We start from the raw sequence: 18,600 nt of genomic DNA, 5'->3' as shown, positions 1-18,600 counted from the left end.
CGGGAACGTCATGGGCAGGATGCGGTCGGCTCTTCCGTCTGATCTCTCGCGGATGCTGCGCTTCGGCGCCGTCGGGCTTCTCAACACCGCGCTTGGATATACGCTCATCCTGACCGCGTTGGCGCTGGGGCTCGGCGACATCGTCTCCAATGCCACAGGCTATGCCGCGGGCCTCACCCTTGGCTTCTTCCTCAACCGTCGATGGACGTTCGGACGTGCCGGCGGTTTTCGCTCCGGCGCGGTCGTTCGGTACGCGATCACCTTCATTGTCGCCTATGGCGCCAATCTGGGAATCGTGATCGCCGCCATGTCCGCCGGTTTCATCGAAAACCCGTTCGTCCATCTGGCTGGCAACTGCCTCTACTCGGTCATCTGCTATCTCGGCTCGGCCCGTTTCGTCTTCGTCGCCGATGACCGGGACGCCCTGGCCGGAACGAATGCGACATGGACCGGAACCGCGACATGAACCGGGCCGCCACAATCATCACGGCCACTCCGTCGCTCGGGGACGAGCAACGCATCAGGCTGGTATTCTGTCTTCTCTGCGCCTGTGTCGTGGCCTATGTGCTGGCGGACTTTGCCGGCGCGATCCTGCAGGATCCAGATAATTGGTGGCACGTGAAGGTCGGCCTGGACTTCCTGGCGAGCCTGACGTTTCCGGCCGTCGACCCCTATTCCTATACTTTTGCAGGCCAGCCCTGGATCGCCAAGGAATGGCTGGGGCAGGTTCTTCTGGCCCTTGCCTACAGCGCGGGCGGTTGGAACGGCGTCGTCGCACTGATCATCGCCACGGTCGGCCTGACTGTCTTCCTGATGGGATGGTTCCTCAGCGCATGGCTGAAGCCGATACTGGCGGTAGCGCTGGCCTTCGTCGCGGCCTTCCTGATCGCCCCGATCTACACGGCACGCCCACACGTCTTCACCTTGCCGATCATCGTCGTCTGGGCGGCAATGCTGTTTCGTGCCGCGCAGGAAGAGCGAGCCCCGCCCCTGTGGTTGCTCGTGCTTGTCGTGTTGTGGGCTAACCTGCATGCCACGTTCACCCTGAGCTTCGTCATCGCCGCCTTTGCCGGGCTCGATCTCCTGGCACGCTCGGGCCTGTCGAAACCCGCCCTGCTGGCGAAATGGGCGGCTTTCGGCCTGCTCTGCCCGTTGGTCAGCCTGATGCATCCCTATGGCGTGAAGGCCATCCTGGCCACACTCACCGTGGCCTATGGCAACGAGGCGGTACCACTCATCCTGGAATGGCGGCCGTTCAACGCCCAAGAACAGCTCTTCCAGGAAGCGGTAATGCTGTTGGCGTTTTTCGGACTTCTGGTATCGAGGTTCCGGATCGGCTGGGCCAGGGCGCTGTTCATTATCTTCACCCTGCACGTCTATCTCGCCCATCTGCGATTTGTATATTTGCCCTTCCTGTTAATTCCGTTGGTAATCTCGGCCGAGATCGCACGGCAATATCCTGCGCTCTCGGCCACCACATGGCTGACGGAAAAGCGTGATGGGCTGGAGAAGATCTTCGCCGGCCGGTTCTATGCAATCTGCGGCGCGATGGCTGTCCTGGCGGTCGGCATCGTCTCGGTTCTCGGCAGCACATACCAGGTCGCGCCAAGCCCGACGACAGCGGCGAACGGCGCCCTCGCATTCGCCAGGGATCATCGCCTGTCGGGCAACGTATTGAATTCGTACAATTTCGGCGGCACGCTGATCTTCCACGGCATCAAGACCTACATTGACGGCAGGACGGACCAGCTGTTCCTCAACGGGTTCACGAAAACCGACGAGGCGACGGGGCACAGCGACGGAAAACCACTGCTCGAGACCCAGCTGAAGAAATACGCCATCGGCTGGGCGCTCCTCACAGCCGACGACACCCGCATCCCCTTCTTCGCGGAGTTGGGCTGGAAGCGCGCCTATGCGGACGACTATGCCGTGATCTACCTGCCTCCCGGCGCCTGATTTTACCGCGCCCGCGCGAACCTGTCCGGCGCGACGCTCGCCATTTCGAAATACCGGCCAAGCTTTGTCGCCAGCAACAAGGTCGCGAAGATAAAATAGGAATCGCAGGCCAGCGCCGACGAAACATGGGAGACGGCAGCTTTGCGATTGCCCGAAGGCCGAACCTCATGGTAACGAGGGCACGCGCGGGTATGATGTAATGGTAGCTTGTCAGCTTCCCAAGCTGAACGCGCGGGTTCGATTCCCGCTACCCGCTCCACCTTGCGCACAAAGATTTGAGCCTCTTGTCTGTCCGTGATCGAGGTGGCGGTTTTACAGGTAGTTTTACAGCCTATGTTCTCGATCTGGCCTCATTGAGCCTGCGGATCTTCTCCTTGAGCGCAGCGCCATGGCCAATGTAGCGACGAATGATCCGCTCAACGGTGTTCTCCTCCCATGCCATGATCTCGGCGATCTCGCGCGCGGTGAGACCGGCAAGGTAGAACTTTGTCGCGGCAGTGCCGCGCAAATCGTGGAAGTGCAGATTGCCGCCTTTCGGCCAGGCCTCCTCCTTGGCCCTGTCGAACGCGTTGGTGAGACTGCCCGGCGCCCAAGGCTCTTTCTTGCTGTGCGTCAGGATGACGGGAGTGCGCTTCGGTATGCGCGCGAGCACGTCACGCAATGCCTGGTAAAGCGGGATGATCGCCTCGCGGCGGCGGCCGCTCTTGCCGGCGGGGAATCACAATCGCATCCTCGCCGATGTGGGACCAGGACAGGCGCAGGAGATCCCCAGCGCGCAGACCGGTATGGGCAGCCAGGTCGACGGCGTGCGCAATCTCGACCGAGCGGGTCTTCTTCAGATGCGCAATGTCGCCATCCGTCCAGATGATCTCGGAGCGATTATTGTCCGAATGGTTGTAAATCTGCTTGATCCCTTCGCATGGGTTGGAAGCGATCTTACCCAGCGGATCGACAGCGTAGGAGAGCAAGCGGGACAATACCTGCATGCCATAGTCCGCCGTCCGCGGCTTCTCGGCATATTTGGCTCGCCATTGCCGAATGATCGGCCTGATCCTCTCAGGCCGATCGAACTGCGCGATCCGCAACTCGCCGAAATGGTCGGCGATGCGGTCTAGCCAGGGTCCGTGATTTGTATGAGCATTTTGCGAGGATCCATGAGGACGACAATCCGCAGTTTGCGGGGCGCCTCCTCGAGTCCGCCTCCCACTGGCCTCATATCGATGATTGCCCTCATATGCCGTTCGAACGTGATGGGAGCGGCAATATCCTCCCTGAATTCGATGACTGGGACGAACTGACCGACGAGGAAAAGCTCGTTCGCGGCAATGGGCTTGCCGCCATTGCGATCCTGGATCGATTGAGGTTCGATCTTGAAACGATGGACGACAAGTCGGCCGATGCTGACCGCATCACGTCGATCCGTCGCCTGCTTGCAGACCTGGCATTGGGATAACGTGCTCCGGGAAGCCCGCCTCAAAGCGGGCTTCCTGCTCAAGGCATCAGATCCTTCACGGCGCGGTGAACCTGCTCACACGCTCGGCCAAACCGGCGCCGGCGGCCGGATCGTCGCGGAGCCCAACTAGGGTCGGCAGGCTTGCACTATCGCCAATGCCGTTGCGCGCGTTGAAGCTTCGACGCACTTTAGCCGTACTGTCGTCTTCTTCGGGCCGCAAGCGGAACGGCAGCTTCTAGTGTGCGAAGAGCGATAGTGGACCTTCAGTCCTTGGGAGCGACCGTCATATCGCGAGCCGCAAGGACGTTTGGACCGAGTTAGTCCACGAAGCTAGCCTGGTTTGTAAATTCGCTCAGCTTCTGGATCATTCACGGAATAGCCTACCTCCCCCAGCTCAGCCCAAGCCTGGTCCGGCACCTTCGCGGTCGCCCAGTCGATGGTCTGAGCGACTCTTTCGGGCTTGGAAACACCTACAACGGTCGAGGTTATCCTCGGGTCATTCAGCGAGAACTGAATTGCCACCGCTCCGGGAGCCACGGCATGCTTTTTGCATACAGCCTCGACCTGACGCACAGGCGTCAGTCTAATTTCGTCAATCTCTTGATATGTAATCCGAGAAACAGCGGAACTTCCCTTTGCCAAAACGCCACCGGCATAAGGAGCCGCATTGAGCACAGCTACTCCTCTTTCGCTGGCAAGGTCAAAGAGGTCACTTGCCGACCTGTTCAAAAGCGTGAAGCGATTATGATTCAGCAGGACATCGAACGGCCAGTCTCTGACCATCGGCAGCATGATATCGAGACGGCCCATTGCCAGCCCGACGGCGGTCGCCAGACCTTCCTCCTTCATTCGAATCAATTCATCGAGCGCCCCGCCTGGCCTCGTGATCTCGTCGAGATCGGCGGAATGCTCAGGGTCGTGAAGGTGCAGTATGTGAACGCGATCGAGACCGAGCGCCAGAAGACTCTCCTCAAGCGACTGTCTGGCGCGACCGGCGTCGAAGCGGCCCGTACCCATGTCCCGGTCTAATTTCGTCGAAAGCACAAATCCCGGAGGTAGGCCTCCGCGCTCTCTGATGACCGATCCAATCCGTTCCTCGCTGCGGCCAAAACCGTAGTTGCGGGACGTGTCCATGAAGTTGACCGGGCCGTCGAAAATCGCTCGGATGGTCGCAAGTGCGGTGGCTTCGTCGACGTTGTAGCCATAAGTGTCCGGCATCCCGCCGAGGGGAGCTGTTCCGAAACAGATCTCCGTAACTTCCAATCCGGTCTGTCCGATTGGATGCCGTTTCATCGCCACCTCCACCCAGGGCTGGCAAAAAGAGCGAACTACGCGGCCCATCAGCGAGCCCGGAATTGACGCCGGCAGAGCCAAGTCAGCCGGAATACTACCTCAGGTTCGAGTCCGCACACCGCTTGAGCGTCGGCTGGCAATCGTCGTCAGCACCGCGGCCACTATGATGACGGCGCCGGTCGATGCTTGCACGTAAAAGGACGGAACCTGCGCCAACGTCAGCAAGTTGTTGATGACGCCGATCAACAGCACACCGCTAATAACTCCGACGATTGTCCCTCGACCGCCGCCAAGGCTTACGCCACCGATTACCGCAGCCGCGAAAGCGGAGAAAATTATCCCCTGCCCTTGGGTTGTCACCGCGGAATCGAGGCGCCCGGTCATCAGAACGCCGGCCAGGCCCGCCAAGAGAGCCGCAAAGACAAACGCCGACCAAATGACCCCGTCCACGTTGATGCCAGCTGCTCTCGCGGCGTCTTCATTGCCGCCGATCGCATATAAGGCACGGCCATAGCGGTGGTAGTGGAAGACAAGGCCGACCATAACCGCGACAACAATGAACATAACCACCGACACAGGAACACCGAACCAGCTCTCGGAACCGAGATAGGTCAGCGCCTTGCCGGGAGAGTAGATCGAACGCCCGTTGGAAACGATCAGCACTCCGCCCCGAAGCAGCACAAGCAGCCCGAGCGTCGAAATGAACGGGTTGAGACCGACCCTGACGACCATGAAACCGTTGAAAAAGCCAATTAGCCCCGCAGTGCCCAGCGCAATGAATAGGCCAGCCCAGCTCGGCAGCTCTAATCCAAGCCCGCCGGCCGCCACAGGCACCAAGGTGACGGCTGCCAACATCGGAGCGAAACCGACAATTCCCTCGAGCGAGAGATCCAGTCGCCCTATCAGAACGACGAAAGTCAGTCCGATCGTCGTCAAACCCAGAACGCTTACCTGGTCGAGGATATTTAGCAGATTGGCCGCCGTGGCGAACCGCGGAGCAATGATGGCGCCAACGATCACCAGTATGAGAAGGACCGGGTACATCGTAAATCCGCCGGCCACGAAAGCGCTTCCGAAAGAAGATAGTCGTGACGGCCCGGAATTTTCCTTCTGTGGCGATGATTTGCTCACGATATCGGTGCTCATACGACACCCTCCATCCGCAGGATTAGATCTTTGATTGTGTATCCACCCACCAGTTCATCGACGACGTGCCCCTCGAACACGATCACGACCCGGTTGGCCAGTTGATCAATTTCGTCTTCCTCGTCCGAGACAACCACCACCCCCAGCCCCTTGCCGGCAAGATCCCGCAACAGCGAGTAGAGCTGTTCCTTGGCGCCCACATCGACACCGCGGGTTGGGCTAAGGGCGACGATGACCTCGGGAGCTCGGCAAAGCGCGCGCGCGAAAACGACCTTCTGCTGATTGCCACCGCTGAGCTGGCTCACCGCTTGCTCCAGAGACGAAGCTATTACGTTCGTCTGTTGGGCAAGGTGCCCGACATGCCTGGCTTCCTTGCCTTTGTTGATAAAACCCAGTTTGCCGGACAGGACGTCAAGGCCGCCGATCGCTACATTCTCACGCACACCCAGGATGCCGACATAGCCGCTGGCATGCCTGTCGGTGGGAACCAGGCCGATGGTAGGCAGCTTTCCACGCGGGCTGATCACCTCACCTTTTTCAGGCCTTTGCTGGCCAGCAAGGACCATTGCGAGGGCTTCCTTCCCGCCACCCACCGGGCCTGCCAAGGCCACGATCTCGCCCGCCCTTATCTCAAAGTCGATATCCTTTTCCGAAAAGCTGTCGAGCCGAATTCCCTTGGCCTGAAGCAGAACAGGGGCTTCATCCGTCACGAAGTCCTGTCGCGTGCTTCGAACCGTCTTTTCGCCCATCATAAGGTCGGCGATGGTTTCCACGTCGAGACGCTCCACGGGCTCGCGTTCCTTTACGACCTTCCCGTCCCTCAAGATCGTCACTGTATCGGCAATCTCGAAAACCTCATCCAGGTGGTGCGAGATATAGACGAACGAGACCCCCTTGGCTTTGAGCGCCCTCACATGCTCGAACAGAATGCGTTTTTCCGCATTGCTCAGCGCCGCGGTTGGCTCGTCCAGGATCATGACGGGCACGCCCCGGCTAAGAGCCTTCATGATCTCGAGCAGCTGTCTCGTCCCGGCGCCCAGCTCCCCTGCAAGCGAGCGGGGTTGGATGTCCATATTCCATTCGCTCAGCAGGTCCGTCGCGCGCTCCAACATCAGCTTGTGGCTCACCACGCCGAAGCCTCTGCGCACGAGAGGATTCTCGACAAAAAGGTTCTCCGCCACAGTGAGCAGGTTGAACAGCTGAGGCGTTTGTTGAACGTGGGCGATCAACTTGCGAATGCTAGGCGCATAGTGTTGGCCGACCGCTTCTACCTCGACCCCTCCAATTCTGATCGATCCAGTATCGGCCGAAACGTATCCGCTCAAGGTGGAAACGAGCGTGCTCTTTCCCGCGCCATTGCGGCCCAACAGGGCGTGAACCTCACCGGGCATGACGGTGAAATTCACGCCGCGAAGAGCCCGGGTCGAGCCAAAGGTCTTGGCGATGTCACGCATCTCGACGATGGGTCGCGCCTTGTCCATGATCTTCGGCTCCACGGCTTGGTTCCTCCTGAACTTATTTGCCGACCTTGTTGGCCCACAGATCAGGGGAGTCCACATTGTCGGTTGTCACCAGCGTCGCTTTGAGCTGGTACTGCGGTCCGACGGGAGTATCGATAACCTGGCCGTCGTCACGCGGTCCGATCTCGATCTTGCCACCCTTGGAGACGAGTTCGATCAGGTCGGCCGTCTTGCTCGCATAGGCGCTCAGGGGCTGCGACACCGTCGCGTCGAGGGCCTTGCCGCGGATCAGCTGCAGTCCTTGAGGCGTTCCATCGATTGCGATGCGGATCACCGAGTTCGGGTCCCCCACCGGAGCGCCCTTGCCGGCGTTGGTGAGCTGGGCGTTCACGGCCGATGCCATGAGTTCGGATGCCATGAAGATACCGCTCAATGAAGGATTCTGGGTGAGGACGTTCTGCGCAGCGTCGGCCGCCATGTCGGCAGTCCATTCGGTCGGGCGCTGTATCAGATTCACCTTGGGCGCGAGCTCGTGCAACGTTTTGGAAAAACCGTCGGAGCGATCGCGGCCGTTGGGGGTGGTCAGGGCGCCCTGCAGCTCGAGCACGATGCAGCTGTTGTCGGTCCAGCACGGCTTTGCCTGCAGGCGCTTGACCATTTCCTTGGCGCCTTGAACACCTGCGTCGACATTGTCCGCGCGCACCGTCGCCGTCACTTTGCCGCCCGCGGGAGCATCATCGATCGAGAAGACGAGGACGTTGGCGTCGTTCGCCTTTTTGACCGCCGGAACGATTCCCGCGGCGTCAATGGGCGCGAAGACCAGGACATTTGCGCCGTTGGCAATCATGTTCTGGAGCGCATCGACTTCGGCGGCGATATCGCCATTCGGATCAGGAGCACCGACCAGGGTGAAACCCTTTGCATCGAAGGCCTTCTTTGAGAGATCCAGCATCAGGGTCTGGAAATCATCCTTGAGAAACTTCGGGGTGAAACCGATCCTCACGTCCGCGGCTTTGTATTCGGCAAGCGCGGTCCCGGCGGTTATTGCAAGGAACAGCGCGCCGAAAGCAACCGTGCTGGCGGCTCTGCGGCGAGAAATGGGGAGAGTTGGAAATTTCATTGAATCCTCCTTTTGTTGCGCGGTCCGACCGCCCGTTGAGCCGGGCTTGACGCCGCTTGGGCCTTCTGTGCTCACCACAGAAAGGTTCGACCTTGCGATGAGACATCGTTCGCGATGTCGTCACCCGCAAATGCAATTGCAGTGCTTGCCTGGCCGCATTAAAAGAGCCCTGCGGAGAAGTCGGCAGTGAGGGCACGCTTTCGCGGTTCTCCTTCGATCGTGATCGCAAGGAAGGCACAGCCAAGATGCCCGGCGCCATTGCGGGACCGGTCTCGGTCATGTCCCGACACAGCGATCCGTGCGAGCCCAGACTTCACCAAACGCCACTCCTCCCACTGCGCGGATCTTTCTTCCTCCTGCGGATCCGCCGCCGAATGCTTTATGCAGCCACCTCGGAGACACGCACCAAGCGTGCCTCTTTCATGGATTTGTAAGCCGCTTCCGCCAGGATGAGCGCACGGCGCCCATCTTCGAAACTCGCCAGCGGAACGGCGCCTTTCTCCACACAGTCCACGAACCCATCGATCTCCGCCATGAAGGCTTCCTGGTAGCGCTCGAGAAAGAAGAACTGATACGGCTGGCTCGCCTCGGCGGCCGTGCTTGTAAAGCGGCGCAATTCGTGAGGTTTGCGGTTGTCGGAAAGAAGCATGCCCGCGCTCCCGATGAGCTCAACGCGCTGATCGTAGCCGTAGACCGCCGTGCGCGAGTTGTTGATGTGGCATTGCTTGCCCGACGCGGTCCTCAGGATGAACATTGCACTGTCGACTTCATCGAGTTCCCTTCCAAGTGCCGGATCGATGAGTGCATTGGCTAGCGCGAAGACCTCGGTCGGCTCTTCGCCGAGCATGAAGCGAGCCAAATCGAAGTCGTGGATCGTCATGTCCCGGAACAGTCCGCCCGCCGCCTCCAGATAGGCTCGCGGCGGCAGCGCCGGATCGCGTGACGTGATAATGACCTGGTGCAATTCGCCTATATCGCCAGCCAGCATCGCCGTTCGCGCTGCGCTATGCCCGGGATCATAACGACGGTTGAAGCCGAGCTGGATCGGGATTTTGGTATCGCCGATGTTGGCGGCGCAAGCCTCGACGCGGGCCAGGCTAAGGTCGATCGGCTTCTCGCACAGAACCGCTTTACCCGCAGCGACGGCCATTTCTATGTAGTCGGCGTGGGTGGGAGTTGCCGTGGCGATCAGAACGGCGTCCACCGTGTCGGACGCGAAAATCTCCTCTGCGCTGGCCGCGGCCTTAACGCCCTGAGCCGCCGCGACCTTTTCGGCCGCCTCTGAATTGACATCAAATACCGCCGCCAACTTGGATCGCGGATGCCGCGCGACATTGGCAGCATGCATCTGACCAATCCGGCCACAGCCGAGCACGGCGATACGCAACATCAATTTCCTCCCCTGCGGCCTGTCATGCAAGCCGGGCACTATTCTTTGCGTGCATTGTGCAAAGCATCTTGCATTTTTGCATGCGTGTCAATACAAATTCCGCATTGATTTCTTCTGCAAATTTCATTGCAGACCTGAGGAGCATTGAAAAATGAACAGAGTCGATAGGAAATTCGCGGTGATCACCGGCGGGACACAGGGATTGGGTGCTGCGATCGCCATGCATTTCGCAGACGCGGGCGCCGCCGGAATTATCACCTGCGGGCGCAACGCCGACAAGGGCGGCGCCGTCGCCGAGGCGATTGAGGCTAAGACAGGCTGCGTCGTTCGCTTCGTCCAAGCCGATCTGGCGAGCGTAGCCGATTGTAGGACGGTGATTGGGGCCGCGGATACGGCCTTTGGGCGCGTCGATGTTCTAGTGAATGCCGCCGGTCTCACAGACCGAGGCGACATCCTCAATACGAGCGAAGAGCTGTTCGACCGGATGTTTGCGATCAATACGCGCGCCCCCTTCTTTTTGATGCAGGAAGCAATTCGCCGGATGATTCGGGACAACGTCGAAGGAGCGATCGTGAACATTGGCTCGACCTCGGCGCTTGCCGGGCAACCGTTCATCGCGTCCTATTGCGCTTCCAAAGGTGCTCTTGCCACGCTTACCCGCAACACCGCGTTTGCAACGATGCGGAACAAGATCCGGGTCAATCAGCTGAACATCGGCTGGATGGCTTCCGACGGCGAGGATCGCATCCAGCGCGAGTATCACGGCGCGGACGCAAACTGGCTCGAAAAGGCTGCGGCCGAACAACCTTTCGAGCGCCTGCTGGCTCCCACGGAAGTGGCCAAGGCCGTCACATTTTTGGCTTCGGAGGATGCCGGGATGATGACGGGCTCTGTAATCAATTTCGACCAGTCAGTCTGGGGCGCCTACCCCTTCGCCCCTCCGACCCCGGTCTCGAAGCTGGCGATCTAGAGGGACTGACGGGCGACTGAAGCGCGGAACCATTTTAGTCGCCAATGATCCTGCCTCACCGCAGAATGCTTCAGGCAATCAGAAGATAGCGCAATTGAAGCGAGTGAATACCTGACTTTGCGTTATGCGATTGACGGGTTGAACCCCCTGCCGCGCCATCCTTATGCACTCTACCGACAGCGCGATTTCGCGATCGAAGTCATGACCGATCGTCACATCCATGATGCCCCGCTCGAGCAACGACCGCGAGTTCGTGTTTAACTCATGGCCAATAAACACGATCGAATGACTAAGACCTTCAGCTTCAAGTGCGCGCCCAACTCCCAAGTTGGCGCCTGATACATTGTAGATAGCCGCCGGCGGGCCGTTCTTTCCCATGTATCGCCGGACAGCCTCATAGATGACCTCAATGCTCTCGTTGGAACTTACCCGTTCATCGATGGCCAAGGATGAGAATTCTGTTCGCAGGACGTGTCTGAACCCCTGCTCGCGGTCTTGCTGGCAGCGAAATGGCACGCTGCAAACAAATAGGACTTTGCCGGTTGTCCCGCGCGGAAGCATTCGCCCACAAAGCCAGGCTGCCGTAGCCCCCGAGACATATTGGTCCGAACCGACGTAAGCTGCCCTTCCCGACAAGGGAAGATCGGTGGTCAGGCAGATCACCGGGAGGCCCCGTCCCGTGGCTGCCCTCACTGCGTCGTTGACTGCCGGATGCTCTCTGGCGACCAGGATAATGCCATCGGACTTTTCGGCCGCGCTCCTAATCCGGCCCGCGAAGTCCTCAGGTTCGACAGCGTATGAGACATGGGACTCTGTTTCAATTTCGACCGACGGGTTTTGCGCGCTGAAGTTCTTCGCGGCGGCTTCCGCGGCCTCGTTGAACGATCGCCCGGAATCGGCGAGAAGATAAAGACGCAGCGGCTTCGAAATCTCGGGCAACGAAATCCCGCCGACGCCTGAGTGCCTGGCGTCGACCATCGACTTGGACAAATGTTGATGCAGAATCGATTGGAATTCCCGGTAGCCGGAAAATCCCAAAGTCTGGACGAATCGTACAACACTGGATGCGTTCACGCCGCAGCGGGTCGCGACCTCGGAACTTGATAGAAGGGCAGTCTCTCCAAGGTTCGCGATGAAAAAATTTGCAACGCGCCGTCCGCCCTTGCCCATATTGTCCTGAGCCGAATTCAAAGTAGTCATCAGCTCGCTGGCAGAGCGAGGCTTTGATCGCGAAAACTGCATGGTCGATCCTTTTCGATGACGACCATACTGGAACTTTGCGATTACGCAATATTCCTTGCAAAATCGCACGGACTCGTCGATTGTGACCTAGTGGCTATTGCTCGATGAGGTACTGGCAGGTCAAGCGGCCATCGCGCAGGCACTGCTCCGATGCCGCCCTGGTCGGTAGCCTCGGAAGGCAGCAAGCGCGCTGCCATTTAGCAACACGTTCGCTCCCCTTCTGGATATCGCGTTATTCCGACCTTGAACCACCGGCCTCCAAATTGAGGAAATCGAAGCTCTGCTTCAGGCGCCGAGCAATGGCGGGATCGTCGTGAACGCATGGGTCGAAGGGCTCCATCGATACCACGCCGTCATAGCCGTGATCTCGGAGGTCCCGGATCTGTGCGCGGTTGCGCGCCCTGTCGCCGGCAAACACGAAACCACGATCCGGCTCGCGCAGGTCGGAATGGTCCTTGGTCCCGGGCGCGATACCCGAAACATGAACCAAGCCGATGCGGTCATAGTGGATGACCGTGTCCGCCGCGCGCCAGAACTGGAATGTGTCGTGCAGGATGGCAAAGTTTTGCCAACCGTTCACGTCCTCGATTGCATCGACGGCCGCAGTTTGGCTATGGAGGGTGCTGGTCGGCATGCCGAGCGGCTCCACCAGCCCAACGACGTCATGGTCGGAAAGTATGGGGGCCAGGGATTTCAGGCCGCGCCTCAGATTGCGCGCCGCCTCCGCTTCGCTCCAGCCATGGCCTTCCAAAAAGAGTGGGCACAACACCAGGAACGGCGCGCCCAACTCAGCCGTGCTAGTGATCAACTTCTCGGCATAGCTCAAGTCAACAAGCGCATTGAAATCCTCTAGACAATTGACGGAGGCAATCGCCAAACCGCTCTGCTGCACCAGATCCCTGACCTCGCTAAGAGGGCGGTCATCGGCGATCTCGAGCCCTGGCAGATCGTTGCGAAGTTCAACGGCTTCCGCTCCGACCTCGACCGCCAGATCGAGGAACTCAGAGAGCGGTCTATGCGGCAGACACATCCGGTTGAGCCCAAAACGGATCGCGCTTTGCATGTCGATCACTCGTCGTGTTGAAGCTTGATCCATGCGCCGCCGGCCTCATAGCTGTCCGCGCAGCCGTCTATGAAGCGCATACCGGCCAATCCCTCTGCCGCTCCAGCAAGCCGCACGCCTGCAGGGGCCTGACGTCTTGCGCGACGCGCCGCGATCACGAGAGCCGCTTCAGCGTAGAGGTTGGCCCAGGCGTCGGTCAGCGCCTCGCCATGGCCTCGGGGCAGATGAACAAGCTGCTCGGCTTCGCCAAGGACGCCATTGCCGACGCCGCGAACGAAGGTCTGCTCCTGCTGCTCCAAAGGCGTAAACTTCAGGTATTCGGGCCGCTCCTGATCCCATTCCACAGCTCCCCCGCTGCCCCAGATGCGAATGCGCAGGCCGCAATATTGCCCAGGCGTAGCGTTGGATAGGTGCATCAACCCCGGGGCGCTGTTGGACAGTCGCAAGTTGATGTGTGCCGTGTCGGGCTGTGGTTTCCTGCCACCACAAACGAACATGTCAGCCCTCACGTCGGAAACGTCCAGGCCGGTCATCGTCTTGAGCAGGTGATAGGCATGCGTTCCGATATCGCCAACAATCGAGGACCGCCCGACCTTCGACGGATCCTGACGCCACACAGCCGTATCGACCGGCTGGGCCCCGCAATTCCACTCCTGCAGATATTCGAGGTGGACTTGATTGATGGTCCCCAGAAGACCACTGTCGACGATCGCGCGCGCCTGTCGAACCATGGCGTGGTGCGCGTAGGGATAGGTCATCGTGAGCGACACCCCTGTCTGGCGCTGAAGCGCAACAAGCATCTTGGCGTCGGCCATCGTTGTCGTCATCGGCTTGTCGAGAATGACGTCGATTCCCGCCTTGAGGAAACACGCGGCGATCTCGGCGTGGTTCCAGTTTGGCGTGCAGATCGCAACCGCCTCGATGCCGTCGGCGCGCGCGGCTTCTACTTGCGCCATTTGGCGAAAGTCGGAATAGGAGCGTTGCGGTGGGATCATCCAGTCGCGGGCGGAAGCCACAGCGTTGTCGGGTCGCGAAGACAAGGCGCCGGCGACGACGTCCCAGTGGTTTGACAAACGCGCTCCGGCGAAATGCCAATCTCCTACAAGGCCACCCCGACCGCCTCCCACAAAGCCAAGGCGCTGACGCCGCGCAAGCGGCGGGGTTCGCAGACAACTTTTGTCGGTGAAGCTCATGCTAGTCCCTTCGCTCTGCTGGCGAGATCGAGACGCGGTACCCAAGCTGCGAGTGAAATGTTTGCGCTGTCAGATCGTACCGCCGAGTGAGGCTTCGAGCGCCGCCAGTTCCCCGCCGCCAGCCATCATCTCCTGGAGTTCCTCCGCACGGACCTTTCCGCGCTCGGCCGTTCCCAAGGTCTGTCCTCTATTCAAAACGGTAAACCTGTCACCCACGGCCAAGGCATGGCGAACGTTGTGTGTAATGAAGACAACACCGATGCCGTGCTTGCGCACCCGATCGACGGTGGAAAGCACGTTGGCCGTCTGCCGGACGCCAAGAGCCGATGTCGGCTCGTCCAGAATAAGGATCTTGGCTCCGAAATAGACGGCACGCGCGATTGCCACAGTCTGACGCTCGCCGCCCGACAACGTGCCGACCGCCTGATCCGGACCGCGTAGGTTGATGCCCATCTTACGCATCTCCTGCAGGGTGACCGTATTTGCCTTTTCGAAATCCATATTGCGAAATGGCCATATGCCTCGTTGAGGTTCGCGGCCCATCCAGAAATTGCGGGTGACGCTCATCAACGGGATCATCGCCAAGTCTTGGTAGACGGTTGCGATGCCAGCGCCCATCGCGTCACGGGGCGTGGCAAAACCGACCATCTGCCCGGCGACGCGAATTTCACCCCCGCTTGGTTTGAACACGCCCGACATGATCTTGATGAAAGTCGATTTTCCGGCGCCGTTGTCGCCGAGAAGGCAATGGCATTCGCCTGGCCTGACGTCGAAGGAAACGCCGTTCAGCGCGATGACGGAACCGAAGTGCTTCTTAATGTCGATCATCTCGACGATAGGGGCGGTCATTATCGCTCTCCTGTAATCGCACGACGGATGTAGGTGTTCATGATCACGGCCACGAGCAGTATGCCGCCCAGGAACACGCGGAAGAGAGAACTCTCGGCGTTGGCGAAGAACAGCCCCTGCTGAACCACGCCAAAGATGATCGCGCCCAGAGCAGCGCCGATGATCGAGCCATACCCACCGGTTAGCAACGCACCTCCGATAACGACGCAGATGATCGCCTCGAATTCCTTCAAGAGGCCGCGGTCGGCTGAGGCGGAGTTGAATTCAAGCACCTGCGACGTGGCAAAAAGGCATGCGCAGAAAGCGGAGAAGACGAACATCAGCAGCTTAACGCGATTGGCTGGCACGCCCATGTTGCGTGCCGCCTGCTGGTCGCCGCCCGCGGCGAAAACCCAATTGCCAAAACGCGTTCGCGTCAACAACCATTGCGCAAAGATAACCAATGCGATCGCCCAAATGATTAACATAGGTATTCCATCGACAACGGGCTGGCCCGCCCTGTTGCCGGCCGTGAAGGTTCTCAGCCAGCCCACATGGCCGAGCCAGACGAAAAAACCCGAGAGGATCTTTCCGCTGAAAAGGGGGGCGAGCCAATCGTTCTGCGTGTAGGGCTCAAGCCCCGCTATGGTTGTTTTGCGCGTGTAAAAAACGGTAGTGGCGATCGTCATTCCGCGCAGGATGTAGAGAAAAGCCAGCGTGACAATGAAGGAGGGCAACCCAGTCCTGATGACCAGCAAGCCATTCACCGCGCCGAGCGCCATCGACAACGCGAAGGTTATCAGAATCGCAGCCCAGCAGGGTACACCGCCGACCGTCATCAGCAGCGCCAGTATCATTCCGGAGAAGCCGATCATCGAGCCGACGGAAAGATCGAATTCGCCTGCGATCATGAGCATGCAGGCGCCAACGGCAATGATCATGAACTGCGCCGAAACGATCGACCAGTTCAAGATACCCTCCGGCGCGAACATGCCGCTGCCGCCCGCAATGACGAGAAAGAAACCGAGGACAAGGATTGTCCCCACCATCGCTCCAAGTTCAGGCCGGATGAGAGCCTGACGAAGTGGCGACACATTCTTGATGCGTTCGTCGGTCATGTCTGCCTTCCCATTTGATGATCCAAGGAGAGCGAGGGCGCTCACACGCCCTCGCTGACCGTGCTCAGCGATATTCGCCGGCGAGTTTCTCGACCTTCTCCACATTGTCCTTGGTCACGAAGGACGGTCCCGACTTCACCGAGTTGGCAGGCGAGATGCCGTATCGGATGAAGTTCGTCAGGACAAAGACGGGAACGGCTCCTTGGAGGTAAGGCTGCTGGTCGATGGCGTAGTTGATGGTGCCGTCTTTGATGCCGGCAGTGATTTCGGGCGACAGGTCGAATGTACCGAAGTTGATCTTGCCGGCGATGCCCATCTCCTTCACCGCCTCGACCGTGGGAGCCGCCGAGTTGGGACCTAAGGTGATAATTGCGCCGGTGTCCGCGTGCTTGGTCAGGTATGCCATTACCTTGCCCTTCACCTCGCCGGGATCAATGCCCGAATCTATCATCTGATCACCCAGCGCGACGCCCATGCCATCGGCAAACCCTTGGCAGCGCTCGACTGACGATGGGTTCTGGATATAGTGGTTGACGCAAAGGAACGTCTTGGCGCCGGTTGCCTTCGCACGCTCGCCGGCGGCATGCCCGGCATCGTATTCCGCCTGCCCCACATGCATCAGAGCGCCGAGTTCCTTTGACTGCTCGGGCGTACCGGAGTTCGCGGTGACAACTGGGATGCCGGCCGAGATCGCCGCCTCAAGCGGCGCCTTGAGCGTCTGGTAGTCGGCCAACGCAACGATCATGCCGTCGACATGCGCGGCGGTCGCCTGCTGGATGAGGCGAACCATATCCGCAAGGTCACCCGTCGGAGGGTTCTGGTACGTGGTCTGCACCCCCATTTCGTCGCCGGTCTCCTTCAGCGCATTCTTGATCACGTTCCACCAGGTGTCGCTGTCGGGCGCGAAGCTGATGAAGACGATTTTCTCGCCTTTCGCATAGGCCATTGAGATCGCCGACGTGGCGATCATCGCGCCAAGCATGATTGATTTCAGGATCTTCTTCATTTTGCTATCCTCCCTTAGGGGCGCTTCCAGTTTGCAACCGCCGGAAGCAGGCGCGGTATGCCGGTCAGGCGCGGCGTCTTTGCGCTTGTTGGTCAGCCGCAGCTTCAAAACGCGGGTAGTCCCATCCCTCGGCGATGGCCCGTGCGAGCAGCGCCTTCTGGCTTTCGGGCGCCAGGCCGCCGACCGGGGGAGTGGTGTCGAGATTGGTGGGAAAAGGGTAGGCATCCGCGGTTGCCGCGATAACTCCCGCCCTTTCCTGCGCCGAGAGACTGCCAAGATATGGGAAAATAGCCTTCACCATCGCTAGGCGGTCGATGTTCTCCATATGCTTGGCGAACGCCGAGGCAACCTGCAGCAGATTCACCATTCGGACGAAATCGGTCGTTTTGTTCTCGCCCGCGGCGTGGAACAGCGCCGGGCTGAAGAAGATCGCATCGCCCTTGGCCATCGGGAGCTGGACGCAGTTCGCTTCGAAATAGTCGCGGAATTCTGGAAGCTGTGCAGCGACATAGCCCTGAGGATACTTTTGCGAGTGGGGAAGCAGCTTTGTGGTGCCGCTCGCAGCAGGCATGTCGACATGAGCTACCCCGCCTTGGAGGATCAGCGTTGGTCCCATGAGGTGAACGTGCGGCGGGTAAAGTGCCATCTGGTCAGGCGTCATAAAGCCCAGATGATAGTCACGGTGCGGGGCCTGCGCCTTGCCACCCGGACGCACCTGATTAACCTGCGTTGCCAGCTGGTAATCCGGACCCAGCCAGGCACGACAGGCCAGATCGACAATTGGGTTGCCCATGTATCGCACGTAGACTTCAGGAGCGCGCAGGCACAGCTTTTGCAGGCTGTTCCAGATGCGGTCGTTGGCCCCGGCCTTCGCGAAGTGGTCGCCGCCCGAGATACCGGCAGCTCGTTCATCCGCGATAATCTCCCGAAATATCTCGGTCGCCGCATCGACGGCGGAAAGGTCCCTGAACGCACTGCGGACGACGAAAACACCAGGCCCCTTTCCAATTACATCGGCCCATTCCCGCTTGATGCCCTCGTCCACCTCGCGGCCGTCGTAGATCGGGATGTTGGATGTGATTTCGGCCGCTCGAGGATAGTCGGCTGTGGCCACTTCTACCTGGGATCGAAAGTCATCCAGCTGTATCGCGCCAAGGAATTCATCGGATCCATTCATCACAAACATCCCTAATCACTCCTGTTGTGGACCCCTGTGACGTCCAACTGCGCAACCGACAGGCACACAGGCGCCTAGTAGTCGGGGGCGAAGACCTTTTCGCGCTCTCGATGGCGCGAACGTTTTTCTGCGGTGAGCCGCAGCCCAGACCTCGCGTGACCCCGCATCACCCGATCGGCCAGTTC

Annotated in this window: 16 protein-coding genes, 1 tRNA gene and 1 pseudogene; 5 read left to right on the top strand and 13 right to left on the bottom strand. The window is 59.7% G+C overall.

Annotation, left to right across the window (positions count from 1 at the left end):
* Positions 1 to 10 precede the first annotated feature (10 nt).
* The 3 genes from FJ938_RS04630 to FJ938_RS04620 all read left to right on the top strand — a co-directional run bounded on the left by FJ938_RS04630 (position 11) and on the right by FJ938_RS04620 (position 2,215).
* On the top strand, positions 11 to 466 hold the full coding sequence (locus tag FJ938_RS04630; protein WP_140691527.1) for a GtrA family protein: 456 nt from the start codon (positions 11 to 13) through the stop codon (positions 464 to 466).
* Positions 463 to 1,956, top strand: a complete 1,494-nt coding sequence (locus tag FJ938_RS04625; RefSeq protein ID WP_140691524.1) for a hypothetical protein — start codon at positions 463 to 465, stop codon at positions 1,954 to 1,956. Before FJ938_RS04630 ends, FJ938_RS04625 begins: the two co-directional genes overlap by 4 nt.
* A 185-nt stretch (positions 1,957 to 2,141) precedes the next feature.
* Positions 2,142 to 2,215 (top strand) — tRNA-Gly (locus FJ938_RS04620).
* 72 nt (positions 2,216 to 2,287) lie between these two features.
* On the opposite strand, the pseudogene FJ938_RS30370 reads toward FJ938_RS04620, so the two are convergent.
* A pseudogene (locus FJ938_RS30370) lies at positions 2,288 to 3,074 on the bottom strand (tyrosine-type recombinase/integrase); the annotation flags it as partial.
* 116 nt (positions 3,075 to 3,190) lie between these two features.
* On the opposite strand from FJ938_RS30370, the gene FJ938_RS29795 reads away from it, so the two are divergent.
* Complete coding sequence (locus FJ938_RS29795) at positions 3,191 to 3,409, top strand: hypothetical protein (protein WP_140691521.1); 219 nt, start codon at positions 3,191 to 3,193, stop codon at positions 3,407 to 3,409.
* A gap of 330 nt (positions 3,410 to 3,739) precedes the next feature.
* On the opposite strand, the gene FJ938_RS04605 is transcribed toward FJ938_RS29795, so the two are convergent.
* From FJ938_RS04605 to iolG, 5 genes are all read right to left on the bottom strand, one after another.
* Positions 3,740 to 4,702, bottom strand: a complete 963-nt coding sequence (locus tag FJ938_RS04605; protein WP_140691518.1) for an aldo/keto reductase — start codon at positions 4,700 to 4,702, stop codon at positions 3,740 to 3,742.
* Positions 4,703 to 4,801: 99 nt separating this feature from the next.
* Positions 4,802 to 5,848, bottom strand: a complete 1,047-nt coding sequence (locus tag FJ938_RS04600) for an ABC transporter permease (RefSeq protein WP_140691515.1) — start codon at positions 5,846 to 5,848, stop codon at positions 4,802 to 4,804.
* The gene (locus FJ938_RS04595) at positions 5,845 to 7,344 is read right to left on the bottom strand and encodes a sugar ABC transporter ATP-binding protein (protein ID WP_181169001.1); all 1,500 of its coding nucleotides are present in this window, start codon (positions 7,342 to 7,344) and stop codon (positions 5,845 to 5,847) included. Before FJ938_RS04595 ends, FJ938_RS04600 begins: the two co-directional genes overlap by 4 nt.
* A 19-nt stretch (positions 7,345 to 7,363) precedes the next feature.
* The gene (locus FJ938_RS04590) at positions 7,364 to 8,428 is read right to left on the bottom strand and encodes a sugar ABC transporter substrate-binding protein (RefSeq protein ID WP_140607643.1); all 1,065 of its coding nucleotides are present in this window, start codon (positions 8,426 to 8,428) and stop codon (positions 7,364 to 7,366) included.
* Positions 8,429 to 8,807: 379 nt separating this feature from the next.
* Complete coding sequence (gene iolG / locus FJ938_RS04585) at positions 8,808 to 9,821, bottom strand: inositol 2-dehydrogenase (RefSeq protein ID WP_210242641.1); 1,014 nt, start codon at positions 9,819 to 9,821, stop codon at positions 8,808 to 8,810.
* Positions 9,822 to 9,969: 148 nt separating this feature from the next.
* Between iolG and FJ938_RS04580 the strand changes: the two genes are divergently transcribed.
* Positions 9,970 to 10,788, top strand: a complete 819-nt coding sequence (locus tag FJ938_RS04580) for an SDR family oxidoreductase (protein ID WP_140691506.1) — start codon at positions 9,970 to 9,972, stop codon at positions 10,786 to 10,788.
* Between the two features lie 78 nt (positions 10,789 to 10,866).
* On the opposite strand, the gene FJ938_RS04575 is transcribed toward FJ938_RS04580, so the two are convergent.
* The 7 genes from FJ938_RS04575 to FJ938_RS04545 all read right to left on the bottom strand — a co-directional run bounded on the left by FJ938_RS04575 (position 10,867) and on the right by FJ938_RS04545 (position 18,424).
* A complete protein-coding gene (locus FJ938_RS04575; RefSeq protein ID WP_140691503.1) occupies positions 10,867 to 12,030 on the bottom strand; it encodes a substrate-binding domain-containing protein in 1,164 nt (387 codons plus the stop codon).
* A gap of 232 nt (positions 12,031 to 12,262) precedes the next feature.
* Entirely contained in the window at positions 12,263 to 13,093 is an 831-nt protein-coding gene (locus FJ938_RS04570; RefSeq protein ID WP_181169000.1) for a TIM barrel protein, read from the bottom strand.
* Positions 13,094 to 13,098: 5 nt separating this feature from the next.
* Positions 13,099 to 14,286: a Gfo/Idh/MocA family oxidoreductase gene (locus FJ938_RS04565; protein WP_140691497.1), complete on the bottom strand. Its 1,188-nt coding sequence runs from the start codon at positions 14,284 to 14,286 to the stop codon at positions 13,099 to 13,101.
* A gap of 69 nt (positions 14,287 to 14,355) precedes the next feature.
* The gene (locus FJ938_RS04560; RefSeq protein ID WP_140607649.1) at positions 14,356 to 15,135 is read right to left on the bottom strand and encodes an ATP-binding cassette domain-containing protein; all 780 of its coding nucleotides are present in this window, start codon (positions 15,133 to 15,135) and stop codon (positions 14,356 to 14,358) included.
* Positions 15,135 to 16,232 carry an ABC transporter permease gene (locus tag FJ938_RS04555; RefSeq protein ID WP_140691494.1) on the bottom strand — a complete coding sequence of 366 codons (1,098 nt, stop codon included), beginning with the start codon at positions 16,230 to 16,232 and terminating at the stop codon, positions 15,135 to 15,137. Before FJ938_RS04555 ends, FJ938_RS04560 begins: the two co-directional genes overlap by 1 nt.
* Positions 16,233 to 16,296: 64 nt before the next feature.
* Entirely contained in the window at positions 16,297 to 17,238 is a 942-nt protein-coding gene (locus tag FJ938_RS04550; RefSeq protein ID WP_140691491.1) for a sugar ABC transporter substrate-binding protein, read from the bottom strand.
* A gap of 64 nt (positions 17,239 to 17,302) precedes the next feature.
* The gene (locus tag FJ938_RS04545) at positions 17,303 to 18,424 is read right to left on the bottom strand and encodes a phytanoyl-CoA dioxygenase family protein (RefSeq protein ID WP_140691488.1); all 1,122 of its coding nucleotides are present in this window, start codon (positions 18,422 to 18,424) and stop codon (positions 17,303 to 17,305) included.
* Positions 18,425 to 18,600 lie beyond the last annotated feature (176 nt).

Origin of the sequence: Mesorhizobium sp. B2-4-14 (assembly GCF_006442155.1) — a bacterium.
Lineage (GTDB): Bacteria > Pseudomonadota > Alphaproteobacteria > Rhizobiales > Rhizobiaceae > Mesorhizobium.
The sequence above is the reverse complement of the archived record's forward strand: the minus strand, read 5'-3'. Positions and strand labels throughout refer to the sequence as shown.

Bases quoted from the DNA above. Each gene is read 5' to 3' on its own strand.
- FJ938_RS04630 (WP_140691527.1), top strand. From the start codon at position 11: ATGGGCAGGATGCGGTCGGCTCTTCCGTCTGATCTCTCGCGGATGCTG.
- FJ938_RS04625 (WP_140691524.1), top strand. From the start codon at position 463: ATGAACCGGGCCGCCACAATCATCACGGCCACTCCGTCGCTCGGGGAC.
- FJ938_RS29795 (WP_140691521.1), top strand. From the start codon at position 3,191: ATGCCGTTCGAACGTGATGGGAGCGGCAATATCCTCCCTGAATTCGAT.
- FJ938_RS04605 (WP_140691518.1), bottom strand. From the start codon at position 4,702: ATGAAACGGCATCCAATCGGACAGACCGGATTGGAAGTTACGGAGATC.
- FJ938_RS04600 (WP_140691515.1), bottom strand. From the start codon at position 5,848: ATGAGCACCGATATCGTGAGCAAATCATCGCCACAGAAGGAAAATTCC.
- FJ938_RS04590 (WP_140607643.1), bottom strand. From the start codon at position 8,428: ATGAAATTTCCAACTCTCCCCATTTCTCGCCGCAGAGCCGCCAGCACG.
- FJ938_RS04580 (WP_140691506.1), top strand. From the start codon at position 9,970: ATGAACAGAGTCGATAGGAAATTCGCGGTGATCACCGGCGGGACACAG.
- FJ938_RS04575 (WP_140691503.1), bottom strand. From the start codon at position 12,030: ATGCAGTTTTCGCGATCAAAGCCTCGCTCTGCCAGCGAGCTGATGACT.
- FJ938_RS04570 (WP_181169000.1), bottom strand. From the start codon at position 13,093: ATGCAAAGCGCGATCCGTTTTGGGCTCAACCGGATGTGTCTGCCGCAT.
- FJ938_RS04565 (WP_140691497.1), bottom strand. From the start codon at position 14,286: ATGAGCTTCACCGACAAAAGTTGTCTGCGAACCCCGCCGCTTGCGCGG.
- FJ938_RS04560 (WP_140607649.1), bottom strand. From the start codon at position 15,135: ATGACCGCCCCTATCGTCGAGATGATCGACATTAAGAAGCACTTCGGT.
- FJ938_RS04555 (WP_140691494.1), bottom strand. From the start codon at position 16,232: ATGACCGACGAACGCATCAAGAATGTGTCGCCACTTCGTCAGGCTCTC.
- FJ938_RS04550 (WP_140691491.1), bottom strand. From the start codon at position 17,238: ATGAAGAAGATCCTGAAATCAATCATGCTTGGCGCGATGATCGCCACG.
- FJ938_RS04545 (WP_140691488.1), bottom strand. From the start codon at position 18,424: ATGTTTGTGATGAATGGATCCGATGAATTCCTTGGCGCGATACAGCTG.